This window comes from Apilactobacillus kunkeei (assembly GCF_001308195.1).
GTDB lineage: Bacteria > Bacillota > Bacilli > Lactobacillales > Lactobacillaceae > Apilactobacillus > Apilactobacillus kunkeei_C.
Genome location: NZ_JXDF01000025.1, coordinates 12,718 through 34,021, shown reverse-complemented (window position 1 = coordinate 34,021; position 21,304 = coordinate 12,718). Strand labels below are relative to the sequence as shown.

General features: G+C 37.2%; 20 protein-coding genes. All 20 read left to right on the top strand.

Annotated elements, in window-relative coordinates; translation table 11 throughout:
- The first annotated feature begins 2 nt into the window (after positions 1-2).
- Positions 3-743 carry an SDR family oxidoreductase gene (locus tag RZ78_RS06110; protein ID WP_034532417.1) on the top strand — a complete coding sequence of 247 codons (741 nt, stop codon included), beginning with the start codon at positions 3-5 and terminating at the stop codon, positions 741-743.
- A 46-nt stretch (positions 744-789) separates the two neighbouring features.
- Complete coding sequence (locus RZ78_RS06105) at positions 790-1,227, top strand: acetyl-CoA carboxylase biotin carboxyl carrier protein (protein ID WP_034532418.1); 438 nt, start codon at positions 790-792, stop codon at positions 1,225-1,227.
- 50 nt (positions 1,228-1,277) lie between these two features.
- Positions 1,278-1,643 carry a 3-hydroxyacyl-ACP dehydratase FabZ family protein gene (locus RZ78_RS06100; RefSeq protein WP_051592197.1) on the top strand — a complete coding sequence of 122 codons (366 nt, stop codon included), beginning with the start codon at positions 1,278-1,280 and terminating at the stop codon, positions 1,641-1,643.
- A gap of 20 nt (positions 1,644-1,663) precedes the next feature.
- Complete coding sequence (locus RZ78_RS06095; protein WP_054608434.1) at positions 1,664-3,037, top strand: acetyl-CoA carboxylase biotin carboxylase subunit; 1,374 nt, start codon at positions 1,664-1,666, stop codon at positions 3,035-3,037.
- Entirely contained in the window at positions 3,027-3,845 is an 819-nt protein-coding gene (locus tag RZ78_RS06090) for an acetyl-CoA carboxylase carboxyltransferase subunit beta (protein WP_191978845.1), read from the top strand. The genes RZ78_RS06095 and RZ78_RS06090 overlap by 11 nt, the downstream gene beginning before the upstream one ends.
- 15 nt (positions 3,846-3,860) lie before the next feature.
- A complete protein-coding gene (gene accA, locus RZ78_RS06085) occupies positions 3,861-4,628 on the top strand; it encodes a carboxyltransferase subunit alpha (protein ID WP_054605815.1) in 768 nt (255 codons plus the stop codon).
- Positions 4,629-4,670: 42 nt separating this feature from the next.
- Positions 4,671-5,432, top strand: a complete 762-nt coding sequence (gene fabI, locus RZ78_RS06080; RefSeq protein ID WP_041153065.1) for an enoyl-ACP reductase FabI — start codon at positions 4,671-4,673, stop codon at positions 5,430-5,432.
- A complete protein-coding gene (locus RZ78_RS06075) occupies positions 5,425-6,015 on the top strand; it encodes a 4'-phosphopantetheinyl transferase family protein (RefSeq protein WP_053792965.1) in 591 nt (196 codons plus the stop codon). The genes fabI and RZ78_RS06075 overlap by 8 nt, the downstream gene beginning before the upstream one ends.
- A 368-nt stretch (positions 6,016-6,383) precedes the next feature.
- On the top strand, positions 6,384-6,827 hold the full coding sequence (gene fabZ / locus RZ78_RS06070) for a 3-hydroxyacyl-ACP dehydratase FabZ (protein WP_034532426.1): 444 nt from the start codon (positions 6,384-6,386) through the stop codon (positions 6,825-6,827).
- 13 nt (positions 6,828-6,840) lie between these two features.
- Entirely contained in the window at positions 6,841-8,079 is a 1,239-nt protein-coding gene (gene fabF, locus RZ78_RS06065) for a beta-ketoacyl-ACP synthase II (RefSeq protein ID WP_041153063.1), read from the top strand.
- Between the two features lie 115 nt (positions 8,080-8,194).
- Positions 8,195-9,184: a UDP-glucose 4-epimerase GalE gene (galE, locus tag RZ78_RS06060; RefSeq protein ID WP_054608433.1), complete on the top strand. Its 990-nt coding sequence runs from the start codon at positions 8,195-8,197 to the stop codon at positions 9,182-9,184.
- A gap of 102 nt (positions 9,185-9,286) precedes the next feature.
- A complete protein-coding gene (locus tag RZ78_RS06055; protein ID WP_054608432.1) occupies positions 9,287-10,195 on the top strand; it encodes an aldo/keto reductase in 909 nt (302 codons plus the stop codon).
- A gap of 100 nt (positions 10,196-10,295) precedes the next feature.
- Complete coding sequence (locus RZ78_RS06050) at positions 10,296-11,207, top strand: DMT family transporter (protein WP_054608431.1); 912 nt, start codon at positions 10,296-10,298, stop codon at positions 11,205-11,207.
- Between the two features lie 102 nt (positions 11,208-11,309).
- Positions 11,310-11,921, top strand: a complete 612-nt coding sequence (locus tag RZ78_RS06045; protein WP_034532431.1) for a TetR/AcrR family transcriptional regulator — start codon at positions 11,310-11,312, stop codon at positions 11,919-11,921.
- Positions 11,922-11,935: 14 nt separating this feature from the next.
- Entirely contained in the window at positions 11,936-14,626 is a 2,691-nt protein-coding gene (locus tag RZ78_RS06040) for an MMPL family transporter (protein WP_054608430.1), read from the top strand.
- A gap of 140 nt (positions 14,627-14,766) precedes the next feature.
- Positions 14,767-15,690 (top strand): YczE/YyaS/YitT family protein, encoded by a 924-nt coding sequence (locus RZ78_RS06035; RefSeq protein ID WP_081006928.1) that lies wholly within the window; start codon positions 14,767-14,769, stop codon positions 15,688-15,690.
- A gap of 301 nt (positions 15,691-15,991) precedes the next feature.
- Positions 15,992-17,383 (top strand): amino acid permease, encoded by a 1,392-nt coding sequence (locus tag RZ78_RS06030; RefSeq protein ID WP_054608429.1) that lies wholly within the window; start codon positions 15,992-15,994, stop codon positions 17,381-17,383.
- A 40-nt stretch (positions 17,384-17,423) separates the two neighbouring features.
- Complete coding sequence (locus RZ78_RS06025) at positions 17,424-18,362, top strand: DMT family transporter (protein WP_081006927.1); 939 nt, start codon at positions 17,424-17,426, stop codon at positions 18,360-18,362.
- 152 nt (positions 18,363-18,514) lie between these two features.
- Complete coding sequence (locus RZ78_RS06020; RefSeq protein ID WP_053795802.1) at positions 18,515-19,456, top strand: DMT family transporter; 942 nt, start codon at positions 18,515-18,517, stop codon at positions 19,454-19,456.
- Positions 19,457-19,558: 102 nt separating this feature from the next.
- The gene (locus tag RZ78_RS06015) at positions 19,559-21,298 is read left to right on the top strand and encodes a hypothetical protein (protein WP_054608428.1); all 1,740 of its coding nucleotides are present in this window, start codon (positions 19,559-19,561) and stop codon (positions 21,296-21,298) included.
- The last annotated feature ends 6 nt before the right edge of the window (positions 21,299-21,304 follow it).

Genomic DNA, 21,304 nt, shown 5'->3' with positions numbered 1-21,304 from the left:
TTATGGAAAATAACGAAAAACAAGTAATTCTAATCACTGGTGCTACTAAGGGATTAGGTTTAGCTGACGCAGTTCGTCTAGCTAAGGATGAAAATAATATCGTAATCGCTAACTCACACCGTCAATTGAATGAAGAAGAATTGAAAGCTTTCCAAGCTAACTTCGATTCAGAAATTGATGTATTGGTTGGAGACGTTGCTTCAGAAGATGACGCTAAAGCAATGATTGACAGTGTTATTGAAAAATACGGCAAACTAGACGTATTGGTTAACAATGCCGGTATCACCCAAGACACTCTATTAACTAGAATGAAGGGTGATTCATTCAAACAAGTATTAGACACTAACTTGTTTGGTGTATTTAACATGACTAAGTTTGCTATGAAGAAGATGCAAAGAGCTCGTAAGGGTTGCATTATCAACCTTTCAAGTATCGCAGGTCTACACGGTAACTTAGGTCAAGCTAACTATTCATCTACTAAGGCCGGTATCGTAGGTTTAACTAAGACTACAGCCCAAGAAGGTGCTCTACGTGGAATCCGTTGTAATGCGGTTGCTCCAGGTATGATTAAGACTGCTATGACAGCTAAACTAGGCGATAGTTACATCGCTGATTGGGAAGAAAAAATCCCAGCAAAACGTTTTGGTACTCCAGACGAAGTTGCTCAAGTTGTTGAATTCTTAATCAAGAACGAATACATGAATGGACAAGTAATCACCGTTGACGGTGGATTAACTATGTAATCAAAGTTAAGTAAGAACATTCTTAATTAACAGGAGATATAAAAACATGGAACAAAAAGACATTGAAAAGTTAATGGACAAGTTCGATAAGTCCAGCATGAAAGAATTTAAGATTACTGCCGATGATGGTACTGACTTATACTTCAGTAAGTTAGAACACGCTGCAGTTCAAAACGTTGCTCAACCAGCTCCAGCTGCTGGCGCAACTGCAAGTGAACAACCAGCTGCTAAACCAGCAGCTTCAGGTGCAAAGATTAAGGCTCCACTTGTTGGAATCGTATACTTTGCTCCAAGTCCTGAAAAACCAGTCTACAAAAAAGTGGGCGATCACGTTAAGAAGGGCGACACTGTTTGTGTAATCGAAGCCATGAAGGTTATCAACGAAGTTAAGAGTCCCGTTTCTGGAACTATTACTAAGAAGGTTGCTGAAAATGGTGACATGGTTGAATACGATCAACCAATTTTTGAAATTGAGGAGGACTAATTTTGGACTATAACGTACAAGATTTCATTCCTCAAAGATTCCCATTCCAAATGTTAGACAAGATTATTGAAGTAAGACCTGGTGAAGGTGCAAAGGCTGAAAAGCTTTTAACTGTTAACGAATGGTTCTTCTCAAAACAACATCTTGAATTTGGAATGCCAAGACCAATCGCGATGGAAATGCTAGCTCAAACTGGAGTTTGTGCATTACTATCAATGCCTGAATACAAAGGACATAATGTTTTCTTTGGTGGTATCAAGGAAGCTACTTACAAAGACAGCTTTAGACCAGGCGACAAGTTGGAACTAGCTGTTGAAATGACAAAGCTAAAGAGAAACATAGGTGAAGGTCATGGAACAGTTACTAGAGATGGCGAAGTTATTTGTGAAGGTACTTTAATCTTTGCAATTGAATAAGTTCATAAAGGATGAGTGAAATGTTTAAAAAGGTATTAATTGCTAACCGTGGTGAAATCGCGGTGCAAATCATAAGAGCACTTCATGAGATGGACATTAAAGCTGTTGCCGTTTATTCAACTGCCGACAAGGATAGCATGTTCGTTAAATTAGCCGACGAATCAGTATGTATTGGTGGTCCACAACCAAACGAATCATACTTGAACATGGCTGCAGTGATTGACGCTGCAATTTTAACTGGATCAGAAGCTATTCACCCCGGTTACGGATTTCTATCTGAAAACGCTGAATTTGCTGAACTTTGCGAAAAATGTTCAATTAAGTTCATTGGACCAAGTTCAAAAGTAATTGATTTAATGGGAAATAAATCTCATGCCAAGGCAGCGATGAAGAACAGTGGAGTACCAACCATTCCTGGTTCAGACGGCTCCATTGATAGTTTAGAAGATGCTTTAAAACTAGCGGATGAAATTGGTTATCCAGTTATGCTTAAAGCTGCTGCCGGTGGTGGTGGTAAAGGTATTCGTGAATGTGACGATGAAGAAGCATTAAAGGAAATCTTTAACACTACCAAGCGTGAAGCAAGAATTTCATACAATGACGATTCATTGTACATGGAAAAAGATTTAAGTGATGCTAAGCATATTGAAATGCAAGTTATCGCTGATCAAAAGGGAAATGTTGTTTACTTCCCTGAACGTGACTGTTCTCTACAAAGAGGTCATCAAAAGATTATTGAAGAAACTCCATGTATGGAAGTTTCTCAATCTCAACGTGATTATCTAGGTAAGCTTGTTGCCAAAGCAACCAAGGAAATTGGTTACGAAAACACTGGTACTTTCGAATTCCTATTGGATGAAAAGACCAACAATTTCTACTTCATGGAAATGAACACTAGATTACAAGTTGAACATACAGTTTCTGAAGAAGTTGCTGGAGTTCAATTAATCAAGGCTCAAATCCAAGTTGCCGCTGGTGAAGCTTTACCATTCACACAAGATGACATTAAGGTAGATAGTTACGCAATCGAATGCCGTATTAACGCCGAAGACCCTGCACATGGTTTCTTACCAGCACCAGGTACTCTTCGTAAGGTTAACTTCCCATTCGGAACTAAGGGTGTTCGTATTGACTCAGGTGTTGAACAAGGTGACACCATTTCTCCTTTCTATGATTCAATGATTGCTAAAATCATTGTACATATGCCTGACAAGCCTCAGGCTGTCGTAAAAATGAGAAGAGTAATTAATGAATTTAAGGTTGATGGAGTAAAGACTAACCGTCAATTCCTAAATGATTTGTTACAAGACAAACATTTCAATGATTCAGATTTCAATAATCTATACATTGAAAAATCATTCTTGAAAGAGTGGTTGAAAAACGTTGAAGAATAATAAATCAGAAGAAACCAAAGATTTACAAACTCTAATGGACAAAGTTCCAGATCATTTGTTTATCAAATGTCCAGTTTGTGAAGAAAGCTTTTACAACAAGAAGTTAGGGGAATACAAGCTATGTCCTAACTGTGGTTATGGTTTTAGACTTGGCGCACAAGAAAGAATCAACATGACTGTGGACGAATTCACACCAATCGATTCTGAAATTAGTGCACCAAAGCGTTTCTTAAGTGACGAAAAGTACGCTGGAAAGCTTGAAAAGTCAAAGAAGGCCACTGACCTAAACGAAAGTGTTCAAACCGGTTTCGCCAAGATTGGTGATACTGAATTTGCCCTAGGTGTGATGGATTCACGTTTCATCATGGGGAGTTTAGGTACTGCCACTGGTGAAAAGCTTGCTAGATTATTCGAACAAGCAACCGAAAAGAACTTACCAGTAGTTGTCTTCTCATGTTCTGGTGGTGCCAGAATGCAAGAAGGAATCCACTCATTAATGCAAATGGCCAAGGTATCACAAGCGGTATCTGATCACGCCGAAAAAGGATTACTATACATTTCTGTATTAACTGATCCTACTACCGGTGGTGTTACTGCTAGTTATGCCATGGAAGGAGATATCAACATCTCTGAACCACACACATTAATTGGTTTTGCTGGTCGTCGAGTTATCGAAAAGACAATTCAACAACGTCCACCAAAGGATTTCCAACGTGCAGAAACTCTACTTAAGAATGGTTTCTTAGATGCCATTGTTAAAAGAGATGAAATGAAATCAGTATTAGCCAAGTTATTGGCTTGGAATTAGGAGGATATTAGTATTATGGGAAAAGCATATGATCGTGTTTTAGCGGCTAGAAGTGCTGATAAGATTAGTATCCAAGACCTAGTTGCTGGAATTACTGACGACTTTATGGAACTACACGGTGACCGTGCTTACAGCGATGATCCTGCAGTATATGCTGGTATCGGAACTATTGCTGGTCAACCAGTTACCATTACAAGTATCCAAAAGGGTAACGACACTGACGAAAATATCGAAAGACATTTCGGTTCAGCAGAACCTTCTGGATACAGAAAAGCTTTACGTTTGATGAAACAAGCGGAAAAGTTTAACCGTCCAATCATTAACTTGATTAATACACCTGGTGCATATCCTGGTATGGACGCTGAATACAAGGGTCAAGGTTACATGATTGCTCAATCAATCATGCAAGGACTTAAGTTAAAAGTGCCATACATCAGTGTCATCATTGGTGAAGGGGGAAGCGGTGGAGCCTTAGCTCTAGCTGTCGGTGACACCGTTTGGGCCTTAGAAGATAGTATCTACTCAGTGCTATCACCTGAAGGCTATGCCACAATCTTGTGGAAAGATTCAAGTAAGGCAGCAGAAGCTGCTGAACAAATGCAACTTACACCAAAGGAACTATTAGACAATGAAATCATTGATAAGATTATTCCCGAAGTCAAAGATGCAAAATCAATGCAAAACTTCAAAGAAGCTTTAATTGAAAAAATTAATGAACTTAACAAATTACCTAAAGAAGAATTATTGGCCCAACGTCACGAACGTTACCGTAAATTCAACTAATGTAATTTAATTGATTTGTATATTTTAGGAGGCCAAATCATAATGTCAAACTTATTAGATGGAAAAACAATTGTTGTTATGGGTGTTGCTAACAAGCGTAGTATTGCCTGGGGTTGTGCTAAGTCACTAATGGATAACGGTGCTAAAGTTATCATTACTTACCAAAACGAAAGATTAAAGCGTCAATTAGACAAGCTTGTTCCAGAAGGAACTGAAATGATTGAATGTGACGTTGCTGAAGATGCAAACGTTGAAAAGACTTTCCAAGACATTCAAGCTAAATTTGGTAACATCGATGGTGTTATTCATGCGATTGCTTACGCTGACAAGGAAACTCTTGAAGGTGGCGTTATTGATGTTAAGAAAGATGGTTACAACTTAGCTCAAGACGTTTCAGCTTACTCACTAATCTCAGTATCACGTTACGCAAGTCGTGTTATGAACCCACAAGGTAGTATTGCTACTCTAACTTACATGGGTTCAACTCGTGCTATCCCTTCATACAACATGATGGGTGTTGCTAAGGCTGCTCTAGAAGCTAACGTTAGATACCTAGCTTCAGACTTAGGTCCTAAGAAGATCCGTGTTAACGCTATCTCAGCTGGTGCCATCAAGACTCTAGCTGTTACTGGTATCAAGAACCACGGTGACCTATTGAAGGAATCAGAAGCAAGAACTGTTGACGGTGAAGCTGTTGACATCCACCAAGTTGGTGACGTTGCTACTTTCCTAATGAGTAACCTATCATCAGGTGTTACTGGTGACTTGATTTACGCTGATAAGGGTGTTCATTTACTTGCTTAATAATACAGAAATTTTTATCGATTCTATTCAAAATCCAAAGTACCAAGAAATCTTCAAGAAGGCTGATGTTGATTTTACTAAGTATAATAAACGTCAAGCGATTGTCGGTAACTTGATGCTGGCAGATTACATGGGAATTAGTATTGATGAATTATTGCATGGTGACCTTTTTTACTACGGTGATCACGGCAAACCATTTCTAAAGTCAAAGCAATTTCAATACAATATTTCAAACTCTTACGATTTAGTAATCCTAGCGGTTTCAGATCAAGAGGTTGGAGTAGATATTGAGAAGTTGCGTCCATTTACTTACAAACGAATTACTCGTGCGTTCACTGATAACGAACTAAATTACCTAAGTAATCTAGACGAATCAGTAGAAGGGGATGAAACCCTTAAGTTATGGACAATCAAGGAAGCAGCATTAAAATTAGTCGGTACTGGTTTATCCGGTAAGGTTAAGAGTGTCGACATTGATGTTGATACCAAGAAATCTGCTAAACGATTAGATCGTAAAATTAAATTAACCGATATTGAGGTAGCTGATGGTTACGTTGGAACCCTTGCTACATATGACGATTAATATCTGCTGTTAAATGATTTTCCGGGGTAATGGGATGTTCAAACATTAAACGAATCAAATCATGAAAATTAGATAATCTCTAATGAAAAAACGGCAAAATAGATATACATTCAACCATGTGTCACATAAGGAAATATACGTAAAACACCGCTATAACAACGTTTTATTTATTTTAAGTAATAAAAAGAGTCTTGTACGTTGTAACTTAGTATGGTAATTGTTAAACTTATTTATGTTGATTAGTTCATCTAGATGTCAAAACTAGATGAAGAGGTAATCAATAGTCCTATTGGATTAGGAGCATAAATTAGATTAATAAAAGACGTTTAATTGTTAAAATTTTGAATTATATATGAGGAGTGCTTATTGTGAGTGTTTTAAATACAACAGAAATTATGGATTTAATTCCAAACAGATACCCAATTCTATACATCGATAAGGTTGATGAATTAATCCCTGGTGAAAAGGTAGTTGCTACCAAGAACGTTACTATCAACGAAAACTATTTCCAAGGTCACTTCCCTGGAAACCCAGTTATGCCTGGTGTTTTAATCATTGAAACTATGGCTCAAACTGCTTCAATCCTTATTTTGAAGAGTGAACAATACAAGGATAAGACTGCTTACCTTGGTGAAATTAAGGGTGCTAAGTTCAGAAAGATGGTTAAACCTGGTGACGTTGTACGTTTCGAAGTTACTATGGGTAAACAAAAGAAGAACATGGGACAAGTTGACTGTACTGCTTACGTTGGCGACAAGAAGGCTTGTTCAGCTCAACTAACATTTATCGTTCCAGACGTAAAACGTAAATAAGGAGGATAACTCTATGGAAAAGCGTGTTGTAATTACAGGTATTGGTGCCGTTAGTCCTTTGGGTAACGACGCTAACACATTCTTAGACAATATTTTTGCTTCAAAGACAGGTATTGCTCCAATTTCAAAGTTTGATGCTTCAGAAACTGGTGTTACTCTAGCTGCCGAAGTTAAAGATTTTGATCCACTAAAACGTATCGACAAGAAGATTTCAAAACGTATGGATGACTTCTCACGTTACGCTTTATACTCAGCTTACGAAGCTATGGAACAAGCTGGCCTAAAAGAAGGCGAATTTGATCCAGATGAATTAGGTGTTATCTATGGTTCAGGTATTGGTGGTTTAACAACTATCCAAGAACAAGCTATTAAGATGTCAAAGAAGGGTCCAGGTCGTGTATCTCCATTCTTCGTTCCTAACTCAATCATTAACATGGCTGCTGGTAACATTTCAATTAACTTAAATGCTAGAAACACTTCTCAAGCTATCGTTACTGCTTGTTCATCAGGTACTAACGCTATTGGTGATGCATTTGACTACATTCGTTTTGGTAAAGCCAAGATGATGATTACCGGTGGTTCAGAAGCCTCAGTTAACGAATTAGGTATTGCAGGTTTCGCTGCTCTATCAGCACTTTCAACTTCAGAAACTGTTGAAGGTGGTTCAATTCCATTCGATAAGGATAGAAATGGATTCGTTATGGGTGAAGGTGCCGGTACTTTAGTTCTTGAAGAACTAGAACATGCCAAGGCTCGCGGTGCTAACATCTTAGCCGAAGTTGTTGGTTACGGTACTAACTCAGATGCTTACCACTTAACTGCTCCAAGACCTGACGGTTCAGGTGCTGTTGATGCTATGAAGTTAGCTCTTAAGGATGCTAACGTTGATCCTAAGGACGTTGACTACGTTAACGCTCACGGAACAAGTACTCATGCTAATGATTCAGCTGAATCACAAGCTATCAAGAAAGTATTTGCTGACAACGACCACATCAAGGTAAGTAGTACAAAGGGTATGACTGGTCATGCTCTAGGTGCTGCCGGTTCACTAGAAGCTGTTATCATGGTTGGTGCATTACAACGTCAACAAATGCCAGTTAACTACGGTGTTAAGAACATCGATCCAGAAGTTGAAGTAGACCTAGTAAACGAAGACAACAAGAAGTCACCAGTTAACTACGAAATTTCAAACTCATTTGGTTTTGGTGGTCACAACGCAGTTCTTGTATTCAAGAAGTACGAAAACGACTAATAAAACAATTAAAAGACGCGGTATAATACCGCGTCTTTTTTTCTGGAATTTATTGAATTTTTAAGGTTCCTGTTTGATAATGATAATATAAGTAATTTAAAAGGAGCATTCTTATATGGCAATTTTAGTACCAGGTGGAGCCGGCTACATCGGTTCTCACACCGTAGATCGTTTAATTGAAAAAGGCTACGATGTTGTCGTTGCAGATAACCTAGCAACTGGACACTTAGCTAGTGTCAACAAAAACGCAAAGTTCTACGAAGGAGACATCAGAGATGCTGACTTCCTAGACAAAATCTTTAACAACGAAAAGATTGATGGGATTATCCATTTTGCCGCTAATTCTATCGTTCCAGAATCAATGGAAAAACCATTGAAGTATTTCGATAACAACACTGGTGGAATGATTACTCTACTAGAAGCAATGCAAAGACACAACGTTAACAACATTATCTTCTCTTCTACTGCTGCTACTTACGGAGAACCTGAAAGCATTCCAGTTAAGGAAACTGATTCTCAAGTACCTACCAATCCTTATGGTGAAAGTAAGCTAATGATGGAAAAGATGATGAAGTGGGCTGACGTTGCCTATGGCATCAAGTACACTGCACTACGTTACTTCAACGTTGGTGGTGCTAAGATGGATGGATCAATTGGTGAAGACCATGGTCCAGAAACGCACTTAATCCCAATTATTCTACAAGTTGCTCAAGGCACTCGTGATAAGCTACAAATCTTTGGTACTGACTATCCAACCAAAGATGGTACTAACGTCCGTGACTACGTTCACGTTGTCGATTTAGCTGATGCTCATATCCTAGCCCTAGACAGATTGATGAAGGGCGGAGACTCAGAAGCATTTAACCTAGGTTCATCAACTGGTTTCTCAAACAGAGAAATGCTAGAAACCGCTCGTAAGGTGACTGGCAAGGAAATTCCTGCCGAAGACGCACCAAGAAGAGCGGGTGACCCAAGTACACTAGTTGCTGACTCAACTAAGGCTCGTGAAGTACTAGGATGGAAACCTCAACATGACAACGTTGAAGACATCATCGCTAGTGCATGGACTTGGACTCAAAAACACCCACACGGTTATGAAGATTAATATTTAATTATATTTGATTATAATCATTTCTTTTTTCTTGAAAATCAAATCTATGGGCTTTACCATGAAGTTGAACTTAAGAAATAGGAGGCTGAATTTTCTATGAACAGATTAGAAGGACTTGAAGAAACAACCACTCTAAACAATGGCGTTGAAATGCCACGTCTTGGATTAGGTGTTTGGAAGACAGATAATACAAGTGCTAAAGAATCAGTTAAAGAATCAATCATCAAGGGTTACCATTTAATTGATACTGCAAAGCAATATGGTAACGAAACTGGTGTTGGTGAAGGAATTAAAGAAGGTTTAGCTGCAACCGGACAAAACCGTAAAGACTTATTTATCACAACTAAGTTATTCAACGGTGATCAAGGTTATGAAAGTACAATCAATGCCTTAAATGGTACACTAAAACGTCTAGACTTAACTTACATTGACCTATACTTAATGCACTGGCCAGTTGATGGCAAGTACATTGATACTTGGAAGGCAATGGAAGAACTTTACCGTCAAGGTAAGATTAGAGCTATCGGTATTTCAAACTTCGATAACGAAAGATTGCAAAATCTACTAGACCACAGTGATATCGTTCCTGCCGTTAACCAAATGGAATTCAATCCAGTTAACCAAGAAAAGGATATCCTAGAATTCAATAATCATGCCGGTATTCAACTAGAAGCATGGTCACCACTTGGTGGTGGGGAAGCCTTATCTAACGAAGAAATCAAGAAGATTGCTGACAAGTACAACAAGTCAGTTGCTCAAGTAATTCTTCGTTGGGACTGGCAAAAAGGTGTAGTAACTATTCCTAAGTCATCACATGAAGAAAGAATTATTCAAAACTCAGATATCTTTGACTTCAAGTTATCAGAAGATGACATGAAGACCATTGAAGGTATCGACAAGCAAAAGCGTAGTTTATGGTACCCAGACTTTGAATGGCACACTACCGGACAAATGACAGATACTGTTGATAAGTGGGACGATTCTCCTGCTAACTACAAAGACTAGTTATACACTAACTATTCAGAAAAAAGCGTTGTCTTTAATGACAACGCTTTTTCTTTTGTCCTATAATGGTATTAAACAACTAGAGAAATGGAGAATTGGATTGGAAAATAAGACACAAGCGCAAAAGAGATTAATCGGTGGAATTCTTGCCGTGACCGGGGCGATTCTTTGGGGGATTCAAGGTCCAGTATCACAATTTTTATTCCAAGATAATCATCTATCACCTGAATGGTTAATGGGAATTAAGATGGGAATTTCAGGAATTGTGATTTTACTATTCACTAACTTTGTAAAAAAAGAACCAGTAATGGATCTTTGGAAGAAACCAAAGAATCTGGGTGTGTTTGCCGCCTATGCCGTATTTGGTCTAGCTGCTGTGCAATACTTATACCTAGTGACAGTTAACCTAAGTAATGCCGGAACTGCAACAGTGCTACAAAGTTTGGGAACGGTACTGATTGTTATCTTTACCGCCATCTTTTATCATCAGTTGCCTAATAAGTACGAAGCAACCGCCGTGTTGGTTGCACTAATCGGAACATGGTTATTGGTAACTAAGGGACATCTAACCCAGTTAGCAATCTCCACGCCAGCATTAACTGCCGGACTATTGTTAGCGTTAGCGGGATCCATTCAAACGATGCTACCGGTAAACCTATTGAAACGTTTTTCAACACTAGTCGTTGTCGGATGGGCAATGCTAGTCGGTGGAGTCATCTTTACCATCGTTCATCCTTTCTGGGTGGATGTGCCTAAACTAACCTTAGGAACTGTATTAGGGGTCGGATTTATCGTCTTCTTTGGAACGATGATGTCATTTATTTGTTTCATCAACAGTTTGAAATTCATTTCACCTACTGTTGCAGGGATGTTAGATACGTTTGAACCGCTATCAGCAACCATTGGTGCCGTCATTTTCCTTAATACATCATTTAATGGTGCAGAAGTCATTGGGGGAATTTTGGTGCTAAGTACTGTGTTTATCCTGGCTTTAGGAAATAAAAACGAATAAAAATAAAAAAGATAATGAACAACGTGTTGACTTTCTCAGCACGTTGTTTTTATAATGTAATTGAATTATTAGATAAAGTGATTTTTGAGGGGAGACGAAGGTATGGTTAAACAAGATCGTAGAACGATCCAAACCAAGTCCCAAATTACTGAAGCCTTAATTGAATTGATTCACACTAAGGGTTTCAATAATTTAAATGTTACTGACTTAACCAGAACAGCCGGAATTGGTCGTGGTACGTTTTACATTCATTATTTAGATAAGTTTGATTTATTGTCAAAGACAGAAACACGTTTATTAGGTGAAATTCAAGATATTTTAAATGCTATTGTTCCAGAAGAATTAAAGGCGTTTTCTGAAAATAGTGAAAATACTCCATCTGAATTAGTAATTAAGACACTTGATTACTTTTACCAAAATTCCAAGTTATTGTCTGCATTGCTATGCCCAGACGGTGATCCATATTTAATCGGCAAGATTAAGAAGATGTTTAAAGAAGTAATTGTTGAATCATTTCATGCTGCACCTTCTGAAATCGAATTCCATCCAGGAATTCCCAAAGATTATGTGATGGAAATCATTTTGGATAGGTTGATGAGTATTGTTGTTTATTGGATGAGCAAAGAACATCCAGAGTCTCCTAGTGAAATCGCTGAAATCATTAAAACGACGCAAAGAACAGCGCCTCAAGATTTAATTAACATCAAAAAATAAGGAGGAGAATTCAAATGCCAAAGTTTATTAAGAAGTATACTGGTAGCTTGATTGCATGGCTGGTTGTAGTAATCCTAAGTGTAGTCTTCTTACCAAACATGTCTAACTTAGTAGCACAAAAGGGCCAAACTAAGATTCCGGCTACTTCACAAAGTCAAGTCGCTGAAACCATTCAAAAGCATTGGGGTCATGGTATTAGCAATACCATGGATACAGTTGTTGTTTTCAATAATGGTAATAGTAAGATCACTTCAAGTGACCAAAAGAAAATCGATGCTACAATTCAAAAATTAAAGGATAACAAGTCCGAATATGGTATCAAGGGTGTAACAGCGCCATTTGATAACGACGCAACTAAGAAGCAATTAATTTCAAAGGATAAGACCACTGAAATTGTGCAATTAAACGTAACCAAGAAGCGTTCAATCCAAAGTGTTAACAACCAACTTAAAGATGCTGTTAAGACCTCAGGAGTTAAAACTTACGTTACAGGTGGGGATATCCTAAACGATGACTTTAGAGTTTCTACACAAGAAGGAATTCAAAAGACTGAAGTTATCGCCGCTGTCTTTATCCTAATCGTATTGATTATTGTATTTAGATCACCAATTGTGCCATTGGTATCACTATTGACTGTGGGTGTCTCATTCATCGTATCATTGAGCATCGTGATGAACCTTGTTCAATACTTCGGTTTCCCACTTTCAAACTTCACTCGTGTATTCATGGTGGTTGTACTATTCGGTATTGGTACTGATTACAACATCTTGTTATACAACCAATTTAAGGAAGAATTGAGTAGGGGTAAGGATCAAATTCAAGCAACTATCGACGCAAGAAAAGTTGCCGGAAAGACCATCCTATACTCAGGAACATCAGTATTGATTGGTTTTGCAACATTAGCACTAGCTAAGTTCTCAATTTACCAATCAGCCGTTGGTGTGGCTGTCGGTGTTGCCGTATTACTACTTGTATTGGTAACATTGAACCCATTCTTCATGTCAGTTCTAGGTAAGAACATCTTCTGGCCATCAAAGAACTTCGATGGTGAAGGTGAAAACAAGCTATGGAGCTTCTTATCAAACAAGTCAACCAAGTGGGCAATTCCTGCTATCGTCTTGGTACTTGTTGTAAATGTTCCATTCATGGCTACTTACAAGAACAACCTAAACTACGACAACAGTGTGGAACTACAAAATAATGTTCCTGCTAAACAAGGACTATTGACTGTTCAAAAGCACTTCTCAAAGGGTACTGCTGAACCTTCAACTATCTACATTAAGTCCGACCACAAGCTAAATAACGAAAAAGACTTGAATGAAATTGATCGACTAACCCAACAATTGGGTAAACAATCAGGCGTAAAGACTGTGGCATCAGTCACTCAACCAAGTGGGATGCCAATTAACCAACTTTACGTAAACGACCAACTAGAAACACTAAATTCCAAGATGAAGACAGCTAAGAAGGGTATTAGCACCATCAAACAAGGTACTAAGAACTCATCATTCAACGCTACTCCATTGGAAGACATTGGTTCTTCAGCAATGACAATTGGTCAATACCTAAAGAATATTCAAGCAATGAGTAGTCAAACTGGTAATACCAATGGTCAAGCTGTATTGACTCAACTACAACAAAAGATGGCCTCAGTGGGTCAACCACTAAGCCAAGCACAACTACAAATTGTAGGTGCATTGTTACAACAAAGCGCAACTAAGCAACAAACACTAATGAGTGGTTTACAATCACAACTACAAGGCATTGCTTCAAATACCCAAGGTATTGGTGACAATGCCAAGGCATTAGCCGCTCAATTGAAAGAAACACAAGCTAAGCTAAAGAAGGCTGGCGTTGGTCTAGATAAAATCGAAAAGGGAATGGGTAGTGCTAATTCTTACCTAAGTTCTCTATCAAACTCACAAGCTTCTGATTCATTCAACATTCCAGAAAGCGTCCTAAAGAGTGACACATTCAAGCGTTCAGTTAACACTTATCTATCAGAAGATAAGAAAACCGCTAAGATCACTGTCGTTTTAGATAAAGACCCTAACTCTGAAAGTGCAATGAACCAAGTTGATAACCTACAAACCAAGGTATACAACAATATCTCAGGTACCTCATTAGATCACAGTGTGGTTGCAATTGGTGGTCAAACCGCAACTACTTCTGATACTCACCACATCGCAAGTTCTGACTTCTTGAGAACTGCGGTTATCATGGTAATCGGAATTATGATTGCATTAATGGTTATTACCAGATCAATTCTTCAACCATTCTACATCTTAGGTACTCTAATCATTGCTTACATTTCATCACTAAGCATCACTAAGCTAATTAGCTCTGCTGTATTAGGTGAAAAGTTCCTAACTTGGAACACACCATTCTTCACATTCGTAATGCTAATCGCATTGGGTGTTGATTACAGTATCTTCTTGATGATGAAATACCGTGAATTCGGTAGCGTTGACGCTACAGCTGAAAAACAAATTCAACATGCCTGTGCCGTTATCGGTACGGTAGTTATCTCAGCAGCTATCATTTTAGGTGGTACTTTTGCGGCTCTAATGCCATCAGGAGTATTAACTCTAATTCAAGTTGCTATTGGGGTAATTGTTGGATTAATCATCCTAGTATTTATCATCCCAATGCTAATCTCAGCATTGATCAAATTGACTTATGGTCAATCTGACGATAAAGAATAGATGAAAATAATACGAATGAGAGACGATGGATTTTCCATCGTCTCTTTTTTGGTATAAATCATTTCATTTGGAACTATAAAAGAGTTATAATGAAAGCGCAATCATAATTGAAATAATAAACATTAAGAAGGTATAAAATTATGGAAAACATTTCATACGATAACTCAAAAAACGTGATTAATAAGCCGCTAGACTTCTTTTTACGTGCGATTATGTCATTAATAGGGGTTACCTTAATTGCTTTAGGTGCCGCCTTTATGCGCTCAGGACATGTCGGTATTGACCCATTCACCGCAATGAATGCAGGGATGGCAAATAAATTGGGGACTTCATTGGGGTCATTTCAATTATTTGCTAACTTAGCATTATTCGTTATTGTTTTAATTTTTGATCGAAAACAAATCGGATTAGGAACCATTTTTAACATGGTATTAGTAGGATATGAAATTGAATATTTCAGTACTTTTTACTCGATGATTTTTCCTGGTAAAATTAGCATTCCTATGATGGTTTTCGATGCAATTGTTGGTATTTTAGTTTTTACATTAGGTACTTCAATCTATATGGCAACTAAATTAGGTGTATCTCCTTATGATGCACTGGCACCAATCATTTCTGAAAAAACACATATTGAGTACAGAAAAGTGAGAAGTGCTCAAGATATTATCTTTATGCTTGTTGCCATTATTGTTTCAGGACCATTTGGAATCATGACCATCTTTACAGCATTCTTTGCTGGTTCATTGATTAGCTTCTGGAACAACACTGTTAGTCGTGAACTAATGACTCATATTGATCACTTTAGTCAAAGACCTAGTCTACATGATGCAGCTGGTGGATTAGTTAGTTTGGGAAAACGTGGTTACGATATCGTAAGCAGTGCTTACCAAGATACTTATATTATGCAAAAACAGATGTCTGGTTACACTAATACTGAGATTGAAGAATTAATTAAGAAGACTAACGATAATATGAGAAAAAATCAACAAGTCCAATTGATTCTTAATAAACGTTTGGAATCATTAAACGCCGAATTAAAGGAAAGAAAAGCTAATAATAAATAAAAAAACTTGCATTCTTCATACATTTTCGGTAAGATTATTACAAATAAATGAACGAATGAAAATTGGAGGTTCAATCATGGCTACTTGTTGTATTCTGACAATAAAACAAGATAATAATAATTTCTTCTTTAATCTGAACTAGCTGTTTAGTATAGTACGTAGAAGAGATTATTTCGCTATGAAAACTTCGGAAGCACTAGAAAAATGGCTGGTAAACAGTTATTCTTTCTAGTGCTTTTTTACCGCACTAGTTAGGAAACTAGTGCGGTTTTTATTTATTCATGTAAAAAGGGGGATTTTTATGAATATTCTGTCTAAGGTGAATCGTAAGACATCATTGGCTAAGTTCATCGATAGGGATCAAAATTTACAAAGAACTATCGACACTAAAGATTTAATCATGATGGGAATCGGTGCTGTTATTGGTGCTGGAATTTTCGTAATACCAGGAACAGTTGCAGCAACAACTGCGGGGCCCGGAATTATCCTCTCATTCGTAATTGCGACAATCGTATGTTCACTTTGTGCAATGTGTTATGCTGAATTTTCATCAGCATTACCGGTTGCAGGAAGTGCATACACATTCGGTAACGTTATCTTCGGAGAAATTACTGGATGGATTATCGGATGGGGTTTGATTCTTGAATACATGCTTTCAGTAGCAACTGTTGCATCAAGCTGGTCAGCTTATTTGCAATCATTACTGGCTAACTTCGGACTCCACATGCCAAAGGCACTATCAGCTAACTATGATCCGAATCACGGCACATATGTTAATTTGATAGCGATTCTAATAGTGTTATTGATTTCATGGATCTTAACCAGGGGTGTTAAATCATCCACACGTTTAAATGACATAATGGTGATAGTCAAAATTGCAATCATTATTGTCTTTGTAGTTGCCGGGGCATTTTTTGTTAAGCCAACTAATTGGAATCCATTTATGCCATTTGGTGTTAGTGGGGTTTTCAAGGGGGCTTCCTTAGTGTTCTTTGCTTACTTAGGTTTTGATGTTATTGCAGCCTCAGCAGGTGAAGTAAAGAACCCTAAAAAGACAATGCCAATCGGTATTATTGGTACATTAATCATTTGTACAATCTTGTACATATTAGTCTCAATTATTCTTACAGGAATTGTACCTTATTCAAAATTAAACGTTTCGGATCCAGTAACATTTGCACTACAAATGATTCACTTGGACAAACTTGGAATTTTAATTTCATTGGGTGCGTTAGCAGGTATGTTTACTATGATGGTAAACATGGTATTTAGTAGTTCACGTCTGATTTATTCCATTGGTCGTGATGGACTTTTACCTAAAAAATTGAGTAAAATAGACACAAAGAAAAATGTTCCAGTCCACAGTGTTATCTTCGTAACGATTGTGATAGCAGTGATGGGTGGGATCTTTTCACTAGATAAACTAGCTAGTTTAGTTAATATTGGGACTTTGATTGCCTTTACGTTCATGTCAATTGGAATATTATATCTAAGAAAACGTAAAGATATAAAAAATGATGGATTCAAAGTTCCATTATATCCAGTCTTACCAATTGTATCAGCGGTAGCATGTATTTATTTATTAATTCAATTGCCACTTGATACATGGATTTTAGCAATTATTTGGTTTGCTGGCGGATTATGTATTTATTTCGGTTATGGAATTAACCATAGCCAATCAAACAAATCTTAATAACAATTTCGTTATTATGAATAAACGGGGAGTTTTAAAAATGGAAAAACAACATACAACGACTGAAAACGTCATGAAAGGTATTTTCTGGTCTGCGATGGCTTCAACCCTATGGGGTTTCTCAGGAGTTATCATGCAATTTGTCGCTAAAAACGAAGCAGTTCCTACACAATGGTTCATTTCAGTTCGTACATTATTTGCAGGTATTTTATTGTTAGCTATCGGTTCAATTCACGTTGGTAAACATGTTTTTGATGTTTGGAAGTCAAAAGAATCGATCACTAGATTATTCATCTATGCAATTTTTGGTTTAGCAGTTAACATGTCAACATTTTATGTAAGTATTCAAGAAGGTAATGCTGCTACTGCCACAATCCTACAATACTTAGCACCAATCTTTATTGTGCTATATGGATTGATTTTTATGAAGAAGAAACCTCTAAAGGCTGATGTAATTTCATTCTTGTTAGCTTTAGTAGGGGTGTTCTTGATTATTACTAACGGTCACATTGGTGAACTATCTGTTCCATTGACTGCCGTTATTTTTGGTTTACTTTCAGCTGTTTCAGCTGCCGTATACTACTCAGTTCCAAAGCCACTAACAAAAGAAAATTCACCATTTGTTGTTCTAGGTTGGGGTACTTTGATTGCTGGTATTGGTTTTAACGCTTATCACCCATTCTGGTCAGATGCTCCTAAGATTACACCAGGTATTGTTTTAGGTATCGGTGGAGTTATCTTAGTAGGTACTATCTTTGCTTTCTCTGCTGTTCTATACAGTTTAAAGTTTGCTCCATCAGAAGTGTCAAGTATTGTTGATGCCGTTGAACCAGTTGTTACAATCATCCTAAGTATGATTGTATTCCACTTAATTCCAACACCAATTGAAGCACTTGGTGCAATCATTATTATCGTGTCAATTTACTTCTTACAAAGATCTCATCAAAAGAGAGATAAGAAGGATCCAGATATTAGATAGAACGTCTAAAAAAGACTATTTTTACGCATTATTTCGTATAAATAGTCTTTTTCTATTTTCAAGTTTTCTCACTTGTGATATCTTTTTATTATAGGTTTCAAGTAAGAAGAGTTTACATCTGTTGGAATTATAGCTTTATATGGGGTGAAAATATGGAAAACGAAACAGGCCTTTTAGAGACTAATGTCATGAAAGGTATCTTCTGGGCTTTTTTAGCTTCAGCACTTTGGGGTGTTTCTGGTACGATTTTGCAATTTGTATCTCAAACAGAACATTTGGAAGCTAACTGGTTCCTATCAACTAGAACCATGATTTCTGGAATTGTGTTGTTAGTTATTTCTGCAATTGTTTATAAAGGACACATTTTCAATGTCTTTAAGTCATGGAAATCATTTATTTGCATTGTTGCTTACGGTATATTTGGTCTAGGTGCTAACCTATACACTTTCTACATGAGTGTACAAACCGGTAACGCAAATGCTTCAACTATTTTGCAATATCTAGCACCACTATTTATTCTATTGGGATCAATTGTATTCCAACACAGAAAGCCATTACCAATTGATATTATGGTTTTCGTAATCGCTTTGGCGGGAGTTGTACTATCTCTAACTAAGGGTGATTTCTCATCTCTTTCAATTACGCCTGAATCATTAATTTGGGGGATTTTATCTGGTGTAACTGCTGCACTTTACGTTGTGCTACCACGTCCTATCGTTGGTCAAAGCTCACCAATGGTAATTCTAGGTTGGGGAACGCTAATTGCGGGTATTATCTTTAACCTAAAACAACCAATCTGGATAAACATGCCACATTTAACTACTGGTATCGTTTTCGGAGTTGGTGGAATTATTCTATTTGGAACGATTCTTCCATTCATGCTATTGCTACATGCTTTGAATTTCGCACCATCAGAAGTTGTTAGTTTAGTTGATGCAACTCAACCAGTAGTTACATTTATTCTAAGTATTATTTTCTTCCAAATTTCAATTAGTTTTATTGAAATTGTGGGTGCAGTATTAGTTATTTTAGCAATTTTCATTTTACAAAAGTCACATCGTAAATTAACGATTGATAAACATAGCGAAGTTTAAAAAATATTGATATTATACTAAGAAGCGGACTGATTTTAAGGTTCGCTTCTTTTTTATATGTTAATATTGAATTTGTAAATTATTTTTTAAGGAAGAATATCGATGAAAAAAGCGATTAAGTTTTGGCCATACATGACAATCTTTCTGGTTGCCGTGTTAATTATGTTGCCGCAAATCGTAACCGGATCATATATTTTAGGGGTTGACTCTATTTTTCATATGAATCGGTTCTATGATGCGGCAATGCAACTAAAAACTGGCCATTTGAGTTACTTCATATCCATTTACGGATACCAACAGTCAGGGAGGATTATTAATGCATTATATGGCCCATTAGCGGCTTATTTTAATGGATTAATTTTGTTGATTACTGGCAATTGGGTTAGATACCAGATTGTCACTTCGTTGTTAACGTTATGCGTCAGTGGAATGACAATGTATAACCTTGCAATTAGGACTAATATTAAGAAAATATACGCAGTCTTTGTCGGTATTGCTTACATGTCATCTTATTTGATTATGGGATGGGTTGTAGGAATGCAATTTACCGGATGGGGAGCTGCTTTATTACCTTGGCTATTAGCGGCTGGTTTTGACATGATTGATTACAAATCTATCAACGTATTAAAACTAGCAATTCCAATGTCAATTTTGTTGCAAACACACATGTTGAGCAGTCTAACTGGTGCATTGGCTCTAGTTCCAATGTTTATATATGGTGTGATTCATAGTAAAGAAAAACTGAAAATGTGGCGGAATGCTATGTTGTCAGTTTTATTAACATTATGTTTGACCGCCAATGTCTGGTATGGAATGATGCAAATTTCATTCACCAACCATGCATTAGGGGTGGCTCCACAACTGGATATGTACGAGGATTCGGTGGCATTGTTTGGCAAGAATGTCTTTGTATTGCCACCAATTTATTCAGTTGGTTTTATTATCGTGGCAATTTACTTTGTGATTAACTTTAAAAAGATTAGCTCATCTAGAAAGATTATCTTTACTACCGGATTATTCTTCATGTGGATTTCATCAGTGTTATTTCCATGGGGACCACTAGATAAGAAGTTTCCAAGTATTTCTTACCTAATTCAAATGCCACGACGTTTTGTTGTGATTCCGTTTATTTTGTTATTAATTTGTGCCGGAATCATGATTAATGATACTTCTAAAAAGCAATGGGTCAATGCATTTAAGAACTACGCATTGTTGATTTTAACCTTCTTCATTATCTACAATGCGGGTGGACCAGTGAGAAAGGGAGTGCATCACTTCTTCTCACCTAAGGTGGTTCAAAATGACTACAACCTTCATTATCAAACAACGGACACCAACTCCATCAGAGATAGTTTGTCATCTCATGATACTGGTGCCGTTCTTAAGATGTTAACGAAGGCCACTCCGGACTACTTACCGGTTCAATACAAGATGACTGCTTATAACTACTTTGATTATCATCCATATGGTAACTACGGTGATCAAATCATCAACTATAAGGGTGAGGTCACAAAGACAATCAAACGTAATGGTCACTTATTGTTAACTTGGGATAATGACTCAGACGACAACAAGACAATGCAATTACCAATCTTTAAGTATGACGATACCAAACTGATTTTAAACGGTAAGCACATTAGCAATGTTAAACAAACTCAAATCGGTAGTGTAATCGTTAACTCAAAGCCTGGTCATAATAAACTTGAAATTTACTATCATGCAACACCAATCTTATTAGCTTTACTATGGGTTACCGTATTTAGCTGGATGGGATTGATTGCAGGAATTATGATTTATCTAATTCTAAGATGGAAAAAGCATATAAAAAGAAGCGCTTCGTAAAGAAAC